This is a genomic window from Pandoraea pneumonica, assembly GCF_049918595.1.
In the GTDB taxonomy this organism is placed as follows: domain Bacteria; phylum Pseudomonadota; class Gammaproteobacteria; order Burkholderiales; family Burkholderiaceae; genus Pandoraea; species Pandoraea pneumonica_A.
In genome coordinates this window covers 299,690-313,273 of sequence record NZ_JBNCRZ010000002.1, presented here as the reverse complement: position 1 = coordinate 313,273, position 13,584 = coordinate 299,690, and the positions used below count along the sequence as shown (strand labels likewise).

10 protein-coding genes and 4 tRNA genes are annotated in these 13,584 nt (G+C 61.9%); 8 read left to right on the top strand and 6 right to left on the bottom strand.

Going from position 1 to position 13,584, the window contains the following annotated elements; all coding sequences use genetic code 11:
* The first annotated feature begins 40 nt into the window (after window positions 1–40).
* The 6 genes from ACPWR9_RS07975 to ACPWR9_RS07950 all read left to right on the top strand — a co-directional run bounded on the left by ACPWR9_RS07975 (window position 41) and on the right by ACPWR9_RS07950 (window position 6,935).
* Window positions 41–556, top strand: a complete 516-nt coding sequence (locus ACPWR9_RS07975; protein ID WP_426297482.1) for a MerR family transcriptional regulator — start codon at window positions 41–43, stop codon at window positions 554–556.
* Between the two features lie 15 nt (window positions 557–571).
* Window positions 572–2,179: an MFS transporter gene (locus ACPWR9_RS07970; protein ID WP_426297484.1), complete on the top strand. Its 1,608-nt coding sequence runs from the start codon at window positions 572–574 to the stop codon at window positions 2,177–2,179.
* A gap of 78 nt (window positions 2,180–2,257) precedes the next feature.
* Window positions 2,258–3,100 carry a zinc-dependent peptidase gene (locus ACPWR9_RS07965; protein ID WP_426297486.1) on the top strand — a complete coding sequence of 281 codons (843 nt, stop codon included), beginning with the start codon at window positions 2,258–2,260 and terminating at the stop codon, window positions 3,098–3,100.
* A gap of 178 nt (window positions 3,101–3,278) precedes the next feature.
* Entirely contained in the window at window positions 3,279–3,545 is a 267-nt protein-coding gene (locus tag ACPWR9_RS07960) for a type B 50S ribosomal protein L31 (protein WP_150677499.1), read from the top strand.
* A gap of 270 nt (window positions 3,546–3,815) precedes the next feature.
* A complete protein-coding gene (locus tag ACPWR9_RS07955) occupies window positions 3,816–5,546 on the top strand; it encodes an ArnT family glycosyltransferase (protein WP_426297488.1) in 1,731 nt (576 codons plus the stop codon).
* 12 nt (window positions 5,547–5,558) lie between these two features.
* Window positions 5,559–6,935: an MATE family efflux transporter gene (locus tag ACPWR9_RS07950; protein ID WP_426297490.1), complete on the top strand. Its 1,377-nt coding sequence runs from the start codon at window positions 5,559–5,561 to the stop codon at window positions 6,933–6,935.
* Here ACPWR9_RS07950 and ACPWR9_RS07945 read toward each other — a convergent pair.
* A complete protein-coding gene (locus tag ACPWR9_RS07945) occupies window positions 6,932–7,522 on the bottom strand; it encodes a hypothetical protein (protein ID WP_426297492.1) in 591 nt (196 codons plus the stop codon). The genes ACPWR9_RS07950 and ACPWR9_RS07945 overlap by 4 nt on opposite strands.
* A gap of 103 nt (window positions 7,523–7,625) precedes the next feature.
* Here ACPWR9_RS07945 and ACPWR9_RS07940 point away from each other — a divergent pair, with 103 nt between their 5' ends.
* Both ACPWR9_RS07940 and gudD read left to right on the top strand, forming a co-directional pair.
* A complete protein-coding gene (locus ACPWR9_RS07940) occupies window positions 7,626–8,549 on the top strand; it encodes a LysR substrate-binding domain-containing protein (protein WP_426297494.1) in 924 nt (307 codons plus the stop codon).
* A gap of 350 nt (window positions 8,550–8,899) precedes the next feature.
* The gene (gudD, locus tag ACPWR9_RS07935; RefSeq protein ID WP_426297496.1) at window positions 8,900–10,228 is read left to right on the top strand and encodes a glucarate dehydratase; all 1,329 of its coding nucleotides are present in this window, start codon (window positions 8,900–8,902) and stop codon (window positions 10,226–10,228) included.
* Between the two features lie 229 nt (window positions 10,229–10,457).
* Here gudD and ACPWR9_RS07930 read toward each other — a convergent pair.
* The 5 genes from ACPWR9_RS07930 to pnp all read right to left on the bottom strand — a co-directional run bounded on the left by ACPWR9_RS07930 (window position 10,458) and on the right by pnp (window position 13,446).
* Window positions 10,458–10,534 (bottom strand) — tRNA-Asp (locus tag ACPWR9_RS07930).
* 99 nt (window positions 10,535–10,633) lie between these two features.
* Window positions 10,634–10,710 (bottom strand) — tRNA-Asp (locus tag ACPWR9_RS07925).
* 97 nt (window positions 10,711–10,807) lie between these two features.
* Window positions 10,808–10,883, bottom strand: a tRNA-Glu gene (locus ACPWR9_RS07920).
* 163 nt (window positions 10,884–11,046) lie between these two features.
* Window positions 11,047–11,122: transfer RNA gene (locus ACPWR9_RS07915), tRNA-Ala, on the bottom strand.
* 176 nt (window positions 11,123–11,298) lie between these two features.
* Window positions 11,299–13,446, bottom strand: coding sequence for a polyribonucleotide nucleotidyltransferase (gene pnp, locus ACPWR9_RS07910; protein ID WP_150681162.1), 2,148 nt, complete (start codon window positions 13,444–13,446; stop codon window positions 11,299–11,301).
* Between the last annotated feature and the right edge of the window lie 138 nt (window positions 13,447–13,584).

The following is a 13,584-nucleotide window of genomic DNA, read 5'->3' as shown; positions in this document are numbered from 1 at the left end:
TGCTAACATTCGCTCCATCATTTGATCGGAGGCACCCCCAATGCCCACAGATCCCACCGAATCGACCGCGCCGCCAGCCCCGCGCGACGGCGATGCTGACTTGCTCACCGTCAGCCAAGCCGCCACCGCGCTAGGCGTCACGGCCCGCACGCTGAAGTACTACGAAGAGCTCAATCTCGTCGTACCCGCCCGCAGTGAAGGCCGCTATCGCATGTACACCCAAGGCGATCTCGCCACCTTCGGGCGCATTCTGCGCATGCGCTCGCTCGGCTTTTCCATTGCCGCCATCACGGAAATGCTCAAGCGCCCCATGCGACTCGTCGAAGCCGGCAAGTCGCGAATGAACGACGAAGACCTTCAAGTCGTGCGCCAAGCCCTCCACTCACAGCGCGAAACGCTGCGCGAACGCACCGCCCAGGTGCGGCGCGAACTCCGCGAAGCTGAAAAAATGGAAGCGCAAATCACCCACGATCTGGAATATATCGAACAGCGGCTACGCGGCGCCCCCGCCGACGACCTGCTGGCCGAACGCGCCGCCAAGCTGCGCAAATCGTAATTCGCATCCCCCGTCATGACCTCTGCCGCCCCGCCCACCGGCCCCACGCCCACACCGCGTCCGAGCGCACCTGCGCAGGGCGGCGCAGGTGGTGATTCGTTGCGGCCAATGCGCGCTGAAGCCTATCGCTACGCGCTCGGCCTGATCCCCGGGCTTGAATTCTTCGAAAACGCGCTACTGGTCTATTTCGCCGTCTATGTCTCAGGCGGCGTCGACGCCTCCCCCAAAGAATTTGTCTGGATGACGACCGCCTACGGCATCGCCTCGGTTCTCGCCATCCTCAAACAACAGTGGTTCGTCGAGCGCATCGGCTACCGCCGATACCTCACCGCCTCACTGTTGCTCTACGCCTGCGGCGCAGTGCTCGCGGGCACCAGCGAGAGCGTTACGCAACTTGTCATCGCACGGGCCTGCCAAGGCTTCTGCGCTGGCAGTTGGATGAGCTCGTGCCGCATCCTCGCGCAAGTGAGTGTGCCCGCCGAGCGGCGTGGCAAGACGGTGCAAACGTTCGCCCTGCTGCTCTTTACCGGCTCGGCAGCCGCGCCGCTCATCGGCGGTATGCTCGTCTCGGCCTACACGTGGCGCACGCTGTTCCTCTGCACCGCACCGCCCGCGGTGCTGCTCGCCGCCCTCGCCTGGTTTGCCATCCCCGACGTCGGACGCCTGCGCGATCGCGCCACCGGCGGCAGCTACCCGTTTGCGCCGTTCATGGCGTTCGCGTTAGCGATGGGCGCATTTCAGGTTGTGCTTCAGGAGATGCGCTACACCCTCTGGCTGCAAACGCCTTGGCTGCCGCTGCTTACCGTCGCGGGCGTCGGCGCGCTGGTGTGGTTCGGCTATCACCAGTGGCAACACCCGGCGCCATTCATTCGCCTGCAATCGCTGCGTCGACGCGAGTTTCAAGTCGGCCTGCTGCTGTACGCCGCCTATTACTATCTGGCGAACACGCAGAGCTATCTGATGCCGCGCCTGCTCGAACAAGGGCTGGGCTTCACCGTCGAGCGAACCGGTCAGCTACTCGGCTACTCGGCGCTGCTGACGGTCATCCTGCTCATGCTGTATTTCCGGGTCGCGAAGTTCATCACCCGCAAGAAGTATCTGATCGTGAGCGGCTTCGTGATGACGATCGCCACCAGCCTCTGGCTCGGCGCGATGCCGCCTAACGCCGGGCAAAGCCAACTTTATGGTGTGCTGGCGCTCAAGGCGGTGTTCGGTATCTTCACGGTGCTGCCGGTCGCGAATCTCACGTTCCGCACGTTCGATCACGAAAGTTTCGTGCATGGCTATCGGCTCAAGAACATCCTGCGCCAACTCTCCGGCTCGTTTGCGGTGTCGACCATCGTCGCGTTCGAGCAGCACCGCGAGGCACTGCATCGCACGCGCCTCACGGAAATTGCCAATCCGTATAACCCCGTCTTCACGCAGACACTCGACTCGCTCGCCAATGCCCTCGCGCACGCGGGTGTTGCCGTGTCGCAGGCGCACGGCGCGGCACTCGCCCAGATTGCGCAGATGATCGAGCGGCAAGCCGCTTTCCTGTCGTTTATCGACGGTTTCCATTTCATCGCCATCGTGGCGCTGTGCGGCGCGATATTTGCAGCGTTCCAGAAGCAGCTAAATTAGAATCGTGACGTGCCCGCCGGAGGGCGCGCCACGGCATCGGGGCGCACCGGCGCTCCTGCTCTCGCTGCCTCGGCCGCCATGCTCAAAGCCCTGCTCTCCCGCTTCATGCCATCGCACGCGCCAAACCGCGCCATCGACGATGATCTGTGGCGCGAAGTCGTCGCCGCCCTGCCGTTTCTTGCCACCCGCCACGCCGCCGATCTCGACAAGCTGCGCGCACTGGCCACCGACTTCTTGAGCGGCAAGCACTTTTCCACCGCGCACGACCTACCGCTCACGCAAGCGATGCAGGTCTCGGTTGCCGCCCAAGCCTGTCTGCCCATTCTCAATTTGCCGCCCGCGCTCTACCGCGGCTGGACAGGCATCGTGCTCTATCCGGGCGAATTTCTGATCCGCAAGACGGTGCAGGACGAAGACGGCGTCGTGCACGACGTCGCGCAGGAAGCCAGCGGCGAAGCCTGGGAGGGCGGCCCCGTGGTGCTCTCGTGGCAGGACGTGCAAGCGAGCGACGTCCTCGCCTACAACGTGGTGATTCACGAGTTCGTCCATAAGATCGACATGGAGAACGGGGAAGCCGACGGCGTGCCGCCGCTCATCCGGCGTCTGCATGGCGACCTGACCGAGCAGGCTTGGTGCGAAGTCTTCGACCCGGCGTACGAAGAGTTTTGCCATCACGTATCGAACGTGCCCGATACCCGATGGGAAGCTTTCGCCTCGACATCGCTGCTCGACCCTTACGCCACGGAGCATGAATCGGAGTTCTTTGCGGTCTGCGCCGAAGCGTTTTTTGTCGCACCGGTTGCGTTTCGCAACGAATATCCGGCCCTGTACACGCTCTTTTCACGGTACTTTCTGCAAGATCCGGCCGCCACGCCAGCACCGGGCAGCGAATTGGCACCGCCATTGGCCCCAAGCCTATGAAATCGTTGCGAAATTCGCGATTCTCGTGGCATAATGCGCGTTTTCCTCACCCGGAAAGTGGTTGACGCCATTTCAGTCGCACAACGTCGATACGTTCAAATACGGTTCGAACACGCGCGACGGCGTTAGCGGGGAGACCCCCGCGCAGACTGGCTACCGACTTAACCATAGGTACATCATGAAAGAAGGCATTCACCCGAATTACCGCGAAGTCGTGTTCAAGGACATGACCCCGGGCATCGACTTCCAATTCATCAGCCGCTCGACGATCCAGACGAAGGAAACGATCGACGTTGATGGCACGACCTACCCGCTCGTGAAGCTGGATACGTCGTCGGCATCGCACAACTTCTACACCGGCGAAACGCGCATCATGGATGCTGAAGGCCGCGTGGACAAGTTCAAGAAGAAGTTCGGCAACCGCGCCGGCGGCAAGGTCGCCTAAGTTTTTCAGGCGACGCGCCGCACAACGCGAAGTCTCGCCCACGGCAAGTCCGGCGGGCGAAATTCTCGGGGCAAAACCCCAGCGTTGGAAAGCATCGGAAAGGGGCAGCTCAGGCTGCCCCTTTTTGTTGGGTGTGCCCTGCGCCGCGCCCCGGGATACTGTCATACTGTCGGCTTTTCTGGTTTTCCCTGAATTTTCTCCCGAGCCATCTCCGGCTCACGCCCTGTTTTTCCGCGATCCGGCCTTGTTGCCGGTAACGTCGTCCGGCCTATGAAACGAGTTCGCATCACCGCCTCCGCTACCAGCGCGCTTCCTCGCTCGCTGCTTTTTGCCATTTGCGTCATCTATGTGCTGGCGGGGTTGTTCGGTCGCGATCCGTGGAAGAACGAAGATGCCGCAGGCTTCGGCATCATGTGGACGATGGCGCACGGCCAAGTGGCCGACTGGCTGCTGCCGAATATCGCCGGCAAACCCATTTACGACAATGGCCCGCTGGTGTCCTGGCTGGGCGCACTCGCCATTCGCACGTTCTCGTGGCTCGACGCGCCGGACGCCGCGCGCATCGTCACCGGTCTGTGCTTCTACGCGACCTGCACGTTCATCTGGTATGGCACCTATCTGCTTGGCCGCCGCCCGGAAGTGCAACCGTTCAAATATGCCTTCGGCGGCGAACCCGAACCACGCGACTACGGCCGCACCCTCGCCGACGGCGCGCTGCTCATTCTGCTGGCCTGCTTTGGCCTGGCCGAGCGCGGTCACGAAACGACCGCAACGGTCGGGCAACTGACGCTCATCTCCATGGCGATCTACGGCTTGGTGCGCAGCCTCGACAAGCCGCGTCAGGGCGCCGTGTGGTTCGGCCTGGCACTGGGCGGCATGGCGCTCGCCTCGTCGCCGCTCATGACCCTGGCGCTGTGGGTCGCCGGCATCGCCGTCGGCGTGCTCTGCCGTGCCGTGCCGCTGCGCATGTTGCTGATCATCTCGACCCCCGTCGCTGTGATCATCGCCTGCGCATGGCCGCTCGCAGCACTCAAGTTCGCCGATGGCGCCCAACGTTGGCTGCGCCAATGGGCCCACATCGGGATCGATGCTTTCAGCGGCCCGACGCTCGACTCCCTGAGTTACATCATCAAGAATCTGGCGCTGTTTGCCTGGCCGGCATGGCCGCTGGCAGCGTGGTCGCTCTATTCGTGGCGCGGCATGCGCCGGGCACCGCATATCGCCATTCCGCTGGCGCTCGCCGTACCGATTTTGGTGCTGATCGTGTTGCAGGCCCATCAGGGCAACCAGCTCTTTATGCTCGCGCTGCCTGCGCTGTCGATCATCGCCGCGTTCGGTTTGCCGACACTCAAGCGCGGCACCGTCAACGCCATCGATTGGTTTGCGGTGCTGTCGTTCACTGTGCTGGCCTGCTTCGTGTGGATTGTGTGGCTGGCCGGTATCACCGGCTTCCCGGCATCCACCGCGCGCAACCTGCGACGCCTCGTGCCCGGCTTCAACCCCGAATTCAGCTGGGTGACACTCATTAGCGCACTGGCCGTCACGGGCGCTTGGGTGGCGCTGGTGGCATGGCGCGTGTCGCGCAGCCCGAAGGTGATGTGGCGCAGCGTGGTGCTCTCGTCCGGTGGCACAACGCTGATGTGGGTGCTGCTGATGACGCTCTGGCTGCCGGTGGTGAACTACGGCCGGACGTACCGCGACGTCGCCGCCCAGATTGCCGCGCACCTGCCCGCCGATTACACCTGCATTCGCACGGCGCGCGTGGGCGATGCGCAGCTCGCTTCGTTCGCTTACTTCGGCAAGATGCGCTTCGGCTCGGCGAACGACGACTGCGATGTGCTGCTGCGCCAAGATTCGCAAGACTACAGCGAGCCGCTTTCGCTCGCGCCGTACGAGTGGCGTCAGCTCTGGGAAGGCCGGCGCGCCGCCGACCGCGACGAGCGCTTCCGCCTCTACGTCCTGCAAGAACGTCCGTGGCGCCGCTCGGCGCGTCCGCGTTGACCGGTCGCTGCCATGTGGCATGACATCAGGCGTATCGCCAGCCTCGCCTGGCCGGTACTGATCGGGCAGCTCGCCGTCATCGCCTTCGGGGTGATGGATACGGCCATGGTTGGGCGCGCCTCAGCGTTCGACCTCGCCTCGCTCGCCCTCGGCGGCTCGATTTACATCACGGTGTACGTCGGCTTGATGGGCATTCTCGTCGCGCTCTCACCGATCACCGCGCAGCTGTTCGGCGCTGGCGAGCGGCTAGCCATTGGCGAAGAAGTGCGTCAGGCGATCTGGCTCGCCCTCTTTCTCGCGATCCCCGGTTTTCTGCTGCTCACGCATCCGCAGTTCATCCTGCGTTTGTCGGAAGCAAACCCCGAGCTAGAGGCGCGTGCGAGTGCCTATCTGCAAATTCTCGCGCTCGGTCTACCTGCCGCATTGCTGTTTCGCGTGTACTCGTCGCTGTCGACGGCGGTCGCGCAGCCGCGCATCGTGATGGCGATTCAGGTCACCGGGCTTGCGCTGAAGGTGCCGCTCAATCTCGCGCTGATCTACGGCGTGGATAGCCTGGGCATTGCGCCGCTGGGCAGCACCGGTTGCGCCATTGCCACCACAGCGATCAACTGGGTCTCATGCTTGCTGGGGCTCACGCTCATGGCGCGCCATGCGAAGCTGCGCGAATTCGGCATCTTCTCGCACTTCTGCTGGCCGCAATGGAGCGCCATTCGCGCGTTGCTCAAACTCGGCGTACCGATGGGACTGAGCTATCTGATCGAAGTGACGGCGTTCTCGTTCATGGCGATCTTCATCACGCGCATGGGCGATATCACGCTTGCCGGGCATCAGATCGCGGCCAACCTCGGGGCACTGGTGTACATGCTGCCGATGTCGATCGCCATTGCCACCGCGACCCTCACCGCGCAAGCCATCGGTGCCCGCGACTTCAAGGCCGCCCATCTCGTCGGACGGCACGGCATCGCGTTTGCCGCGATGCTCAGTGCAGGTCTCGCCACCCTCGTCTGGCTCGCACGCCCGCTGATCGTCGAAGCCTATACGAGAGACCCGCTGGTGGCGGCCGTGGCGACCCCGCTGCTGGCGTTCGTCGCGTTCTACCACCTGTTCGATGCTCTGCAAGTGAGCGCCGTCTTCGTGTTGCGCGCATGGAAGGTGGCCGTCATTCCGACCGTCATCTATGCGATTTCGCTGTGGGGCGTGGGACTGGGCGGCGGCTACGTGCTGGGCTTCGACAGCTGGGGGCTCTCGCCGGCATGGCTGCACGGTGCGAAGGGTTTCTGGTTCGCCAACAGTGCAAGCCTCGCCGTCGCGGCATTCGGGCTGCTGTGCTATTTGCGCTGGGTGGCGCGCGCCAAAGGTAGCGACAGCCCCCAGACCTTGCCCAACTAGTTGGCGCGCACGGCCACGTCTAGCGCACCGAAAAAGCCGTCGTAGACATCCTTCTGAAGCACGGTCTCCGTGCGCGCATCACCGTTACTGTCCCACACCGTGCGGTCGAATCGCGCACGCACCAACAAATCCGGCCGACCATCGACCGTGCGCACGGCAATGATCGCCGCCATCCGCTCGTGATCGGGCTTGGCAGGTAAGGCGCCGATACGCGACTTCAAAATACCCCGCGCGATTTGCCGCCACTTGGGCACCAGCACCGCGTTACGCTCCGCCTCGACGACCCCGGTTTCCGCATCGACCGAGACCGGAGCGTAGCCCTGCTGGGTGAGCGTTTTGGAGATGGCGTCGAGCACACGCGCTTGCTGCGTCCCGGCATACCGGCGATCCCGCAATTGCCGCAACGTCTCGCGCTGCTCGTCGGTCAGGTCGACACTGACTTGCCGCGAGCTGTAGCGCACTAACTCGCCTCCGCTCCCCGTTTCGCGTTCGTTCGCTGGCGGTGTCGAACACGCGGCGAGCCCCATGAGAAGTGCTGCGCCCAGCACGGGAAAGACGTGTATTTGCGGTAGTTTGATCGAGTTCATGCGCTTAGGAGAACGAGAGAGCGCACCTATAATAGGAACCCGCATTACCCGCCACAAATGACATTTTCTTGCTAACGCATTAGCCGTTCTACAAGGTTTCGCCATGCGCCGACTGCCCCCACTGAACGCACTGCGAAGTTTCGAAGCCGCTGGCCGGTTGAACAGCCTCACGCTTGCCGCCGAGGCGCTGAACGTCACCCAGAGCGCTGTCGCCCAACAGATCCGCGCGCTCGAGTCTTTTCTCGGTCAAAAACTGTTCGAGCGCGATGGCCGCGCCGTGCGGCTCACATTGCGTGGACGTCATTACTGGACCGACGTGTCCGCCTGCCTCGGCCGGCTTGCCGAAGCGACTGAGCAGATGCTCGATGGCACGGCCGACCTGCCGATTCGCGTGAATGCGTCGACGTCGTTCGCTCACGCCTGGCTGCTGCCGCAACTCGCCAACTTCCGGGCGCAACACCCTGACATCGATGTCGAAATTGTCGCGACGCCGGATCAACACGTGGCGCACATCGACGAAACCAGCGACGTCGTGATTCGCCGATACACGCCCGAGCTACGTCGGCAGGGTTACACCTCGACACCGTGGTTGCGCAGTGAGGCCGTGGCCGTTTGCGCACCGGACCACCCGGTGCTCGACGCACTCCACACCCCGGCGGACATGCTTCGTGCGCCATTGCTGCACTACGCGGGCCTTCCGCAGGGCTGGCAATACTGGTTCCACTGTGCGCAGGTGAGCGTGGGCGAAACGTTGCGCGGGCCGATCTTCGATGAGTTTCTGCTGGTGCTTAGAGCCGCCTCGAGCGGTCACGGCATTTGCCTCGCACCGCGCGCGGTGATTCAGGACGATTTGGATCGTGGGCGGCTGGTTGCCCTCTTCGACGACACCGTACGCCTCGAAGGTCCGCCCTATCACTGCCTGTATCGGGTGGACGACGATCGCCGCCTGAGGACGTTCATCGATTGGCTCGTGAACCGGCCACACGAGATGCATCGGCCAACGGATCTTCTTCAAAACGACGAATAACGCACCGCCGCCTGCCCGGCCATGCCGAGATCGCATGGCTGCGTCAGTCCCGCCCGATGGGCGCTCATGAGGACGGGCCCGACACGATGTTGTACGACAACATTGCCGACGGGTGAGCGCGTTCCCTTTGTGATGAACCACTGCGCCCTCGTGGCTTGTGATGGTTGGACGGCACAGCACTTAGACCAGCCAAGACATTCGAGGTATTGCCGGAAGCCCGTGATTGTCACGCACAAAAGGGTATACCCGGAAAGGCATTCCAAAGACTTTTCCATAGAATGTTGTCTGACGACATACAACAATGTTGCATGTACCCACCCACTCTTTCGTCAGACAAGGTCTCACTCGCCATGCCCCGTACCCCCATCGTTACCGCGTTGCGTGTCGTTCCCGTCGCTGGACGCGACAGCATGTTGCTGAACCTGAGCGGCGCCCACGGCCCTTTTTTCACGCGCAATCTGGTGATCTTGCAAGACAGCGCCGGGCACACCGGCGTTGGTGAAGTCCCCGGCGGCGAATCGATTCGCAAGACGCTCGAAGACGCACGCCCCTATGTCGTCGGCCAATCGGTTGCCAACGTGCAAGCGATTCTCGGTCAGACACGCCGCGCGTTTGCCGATCGCGATGCCGGCGGACGTGGTCTGCAAACCTTCGATCTGCGCACGACGATTCATGCCGTCACCGCGCTCGAAGCCGCGTTGCTCGACCTGCTGGGCCAGCATCTGGAAGTGCCGGTCGCTGCGCTGCTGGGTGAAGGTCAACAACGCAGCGAAGTGGCGATGCTAGGTTATCTCTTCTTCATCGGCGATCGTCACGCGACGGACTTGCCCTACGACGATAACCGTCACGCACGCGATGATTGGGAGCGAGTGCGCACGGAAGTCGCCATGACGCCCGATGCCGTTGTGCGGCTGGCCGAAGCGGCACACGCGCGCTACGGCTTTCAGGACTTCAAGCTCAAAGGTGGCGTACTCGAGGGCGACGCGGAAATGGAAGCCGTCACGGCACTGGCCAAACGTTTCCCGCAAGCCCGCGTCACACTCGATCCGAACGGTGCATGGTCGCTCGCGGAAGCCATCCGCTTGTGCAGTGATAAACACGATGTGCTCGCCTACGCAGAGGATCCCTGCGGCGCAGAAAACGGCTACTCGGGCCGCGAGGTGATGGCCGAGTTCCGGCGCGCGACGGGCCTGCCGACGGCCACCAATATGATCGCCACGGACTGGCGCCAGATGGGGCATGCGATTCAGTTGCAATCGGTGGACATTCCGCTGGCCGACCCGCACTTCTGGACGATGCAGGGTTCGGTGCGTGTGGCGCAGATGTGCAACGACTGGGGCCTGACGTGGGGCTCGCACTCGAACAATCACTTCGACGTGTCGTTGGCCATGTTCACGCATGTGGCCGCCGCGGCACCCGGCAATATCACAGCGATCGATACGCACTGGATCTGGCAGGACGGTCAGTACTTGACGCAAAACCCGCTGCAAATCGTGAACGGCAAGGTGCAAGTGCCGTCGACACCGGGGCTGGGCATCACGCTCGATATGGAGGCCGTGGAAGCCGCCCACGCGCAATACCTTGAACATGGCTTAGGCGCACGCGACGACAGCGTGGCGATGCAGTATCTGATTCCAGACTGGATATTCGACCCGAAGCGGCCTTGTCTGGTGCGCTAAACGGGAGGCGCGTCGCAAAATTGCGCAGTGCCTGTCACGGCACTGCCGCAATGCGAGCGAATTGCGTAATATCGAAAAATCACGCGAAACATCCGCAACGGGATTTTTGAGTCGATACGAAGAGAATTAGCGCGGCAAAAACGGGCACGAGAAGCACTAACGGCACCGTCAAATAACATCCAGAAATGAAAAAAGCCTGTCCAACTTTCGTTGAACAGGCTTTCTTACTTGGCGGAGCGGACGGGGCTCGAACCCGCGACCCCCGGCGTGACAGGCCGGTATTCTAACCAACTGAACTACCGCTCCAAACTTGCTGCAGCATCGTGACGTCGATCACTTTGCTTTCCTGCTAGTTGCTCGGCATTGCAGCATTTTCATGCGCAAATCACCGAACTTCGTAGGTTTTGGCGGAGCGGACGGGGCTCGAACCCGCGACCCCCGGCGTGACAGGCCGGTATTCTAACCAACTGAACTACCGCTCCAAAACCGACAAAAAAACCCGCCAAACTTTCAGCGGGCTTTTGCCACCAACTTCGTGGCATTTTCAAACTGACACCGACTCGCTACCGGCACCAATTCTGGCGTCCCCTAGGGGATTCGAACCCCTGTACTCACCGTGAAAGGGTGATGTCCTAGGCCTCTAGACGAAGGGGACAAAATCGTCAAAACTTTGTCTGTTTCGCTTTACTGCATTTCGCGAAGAACGCTATTCTAAACAACATTTCTTCGCTTGTGAAGCTTTATTTTCAAGTTTTTTGCATCGTTTTTGCAAGAATCTTGCTCATTCGACGCACCCGAAAATCAAACCTCAGAATCCGTGGTGGAGGTAAGCGGGATCGAACCGCTGACCTCTTGCATGCCATGCAAGCGCTCTCCCAGCTGAGCTATACCCCCCGAACAGAGAAATGAGATTCTAATGACAAACCCATTTCCTGTAAATACCCCTCTCGCATTTTTTCCGCATTATTTCGCCGATCCGTGCGAAAAACGAAAAACGGCGACTCAACCGAGTCGCCGTTCTCCTTTTCAGCGCAGCCACGCGCAAGCACGCGGCCTAAAGCTTCGCTGATTTAGCCCTCGTGCTTGGTCACTGCCGCAGCGCCAACGCGCTCTTCTTCGGTCAGTGCCTTGTGCGACAGACGCAGACGGCCCTTGTCGTCCTGCTGAATCACCTTCACACGCACCGACTGACCTTCCTTCAGGTAGTCGTTGATGTTGTTGATGCGTTCATTCAGGATTTCCGAGATGTGCAGCAAACCATCCTTGCCCGGCAGCACCGAGACGATCGCGCCGAACTCGAGCAACTTGAGCACGGTGCCGTCGTAGACCTGACCCACTTCGACTTCCACGGTGATCAACTCGATACGACGCTTCGCTTCGGCAATACCTTCAGCGCTCGGGCTGGCGATGGTGACCACGCCGTCGTCCGAGATGTCGATGCTCGTGCCCGTTTCTTCCGTCAATGCACGAATCACCGAGCCACCCTTACCGATCACGTCGCGGATCTTTTCCGGATTGATCTTGATGGTGACCATGCGCGGCGCGAATTCCGACAGCTCCGTACGCACGCCCGATTGGGCTTCGGTCATCTTTTCCAGAATATGCAGACGGCCTTCCTTGGCTTGCGCCAGTGCCACTTGCATGATTTCCTTCGTGATGCCCTGGATCTTGATGTCCATCTGGAGTGCGGTCACGCCGTTCGACGTACCTGCCACCTTGAAGTCCATGTCGCCCAGGTGATCTTCGTCGCCGAGAATGTCGGTCAGCACGGCAAACTTGTTGCCTTCGAGGATCAGGCCCATGGCGATACCGGCGACCGGCGAGGTCAGCGGCACACCAGCGTCCATCATGGCGAGGCTACCGCCGCACACCGAGGCCATCGACGACGAACCGTTCGACTCGGTAATTTCCGACACCACACGCACGGTGTAGCCGAAATCGTCAGCGCCCGGCAGGCAAGCGACCAGTGCACGCTTGGCCAGACGGCCGTGACCGATTTCGCGACGCTTGGGCGAACCCACGCGACCCGTTTCGCCCGTCGAGAACGGCGGGAAGTTGTAGTGCAGCATGAAGCGATCACGGTACTCGCCTTGCAGCGCGTCGATGATCTGCTCGTCGCTCTTGGTGCCCAGCGTGGCCACCACGAGTGCCTGCGTTTCGCCACGCGTGAACAGTGCCGAACCGTGCGCACGCGGCAGCACGCCGGTACGAATCGAGATCGGACGCACGGTGCGCGTGTCGCGGCCGTCGATACGCGGCTCGCCAGCCAGAATCTGGCTACGCACGATCTTGGCTTCCAAATCGAACAGGATATTGCCGACTTCGATCGCGTCCGGGGCGGCTTCGCCCTTGGCGGCAGCGGCTTCGCCCAGCTTAGCGATCACGTCGCTGCTCACGGCACGCAGTTGTTGCGTACGGGCTTGCTTCTCACGCGTTTGATAAGCGGCGCGCAGCGAGGCGTCAGCCAGCTCGGTCACTTGTGCGATCAGCGCTTCGTTCTTGCCAGCCGGCGTCCAATCCCACTCGGCCTTGCCGCCATCGCGCACCAGGTCGTGAATGGCGTTGATCGCCGTTTGCAGTTGCTCGTGGCCGAACACCACGGCGCCCAGCATCACGTCTTCCGGCAGTTCCTTGGCTTCCGATTCCACCATCAGCACGGCTTGTTCCGTACCGGCGACCACCAGATCCAGTTGCGACTTGGCGATTTGCTCACGCGACGGGTTCAGCACGTACTGGCTGTCGACGTAGGCAACGCGAGCGGCACCGACCGGGCCGTTGAACGGCAGACCCGAGATGGCCAGCGCGGCCGAAGCACCGATCAGGGCCGGGATATCGGCCGGCACTTCCGGGTTCAGCGAAACGACTTGCACGACCACTTGCACTTCGTTGTAGAAGCCTTCCGGGAACAGCGGGCGGATCGGACGATCGATCAGACGCGAGGTCAGCGTTTCGTTTTCCGACGGACGGCCTTCGCGCTTGAAGAAGCCACCCGGGATCTTGCCGGCGGCGTAGGTCTTTTCGAGGTAATCGACGGTCAGCGGGAAGAAGTCTTGGCCCGGCTTGGCGTTCTTTGCGCCCACAACCGTAGCCAGCACAACGGTGTCGTCCATGTCGACGAGCACAGCGCCCGACGCTTGACGGGCGATCTCACCCGTCTCCATGCGAACCTTATTTTGGCCCCACTGGAATTCCTTGGACACTTTATTGAACATTTGCACTCCTTTATCGAATCGCGCGAATGCAGCAGCGGCGCGATATCGCTGCCGGGGTGGTCCCGACGCCGCACAGGGGGGAGTGTTATGCCATTCCAGCGTTGCTCGGCGCGTTGCCGTGCAGCTCTCTGATGCGACCCTGGA

What these genes read in the sequence shown, in the direction of transcription:
- ACPWR9_RS07975 (WP_426297482.1), top strand. Translation starts at nt 41, where the DNA reads ATGCCCACAGATCCCACCGAATCGACCGCGCCGCCAGCCCCGCGCGAC.
- ACPWR9_RS07970 (WP_426297484.1), top strand. Translation starts at nt 572, where the DNA reads ATGACCTCTGCCGCCCCGCCCACCGGCCCCACGCCCACACCGCGTCCG.
- ACPWR9_RS07965 (WP_426297486.1), top strand. Translation starts at nt 2,258, where the DNA reads ATGCTCAAAGCCCTGCTCTCCCGCTTCATGCCATCGCACGCGCCAAAC.
- ACPWR9_RS07960 (WP_150677499.1), top strand. Translation starts at nt 3,279, where the DNA reads ATGAAAGAAGGCATTCACCCGAATTACCGCGAAGTCGTGTTCAAGGAC.
- ACPWR9_RS07955 (WP_426297488.1), top strand. Translation starts at nt 3,816, where the DNA reads ATGAAACGAGTTCGCATCACCGCCTCCGCTACCAGCGCGCTTCCTCGC.
- ACPWR9_RS07950 (WP_426297490.1), top strand. Translation starts at nt 5,559, where the DNA reads ATGTGGCATGACATCAGGCGTATCGCCAGCCTCGCCTGGCCGGTACTG.
- ACPWR9_RS07945 (WP_426297492.1), bottom strand. Translation starts at nt 7,522, where the DNA reads ATGAACTCGATCAAACTACCGCAAATACACGTCTTTCCCGTGCTGGGC.
- ACPWR9_RS07940 (WP_426297494.1), top strand. Translation starts at nt 7,626, where the DNA reads ATGCGCCGACTGCCCCCACTGAACGCACTGCGAAGTTTCGAAGCCGCT.
- gudD (WP_426297496.1), top strand. Translation starts at nt 8,900, where the DNA reads ATGCCCCGTACCCCCATCGTTACCGCGTTGCGTGTCGTTCCCGTCGCT.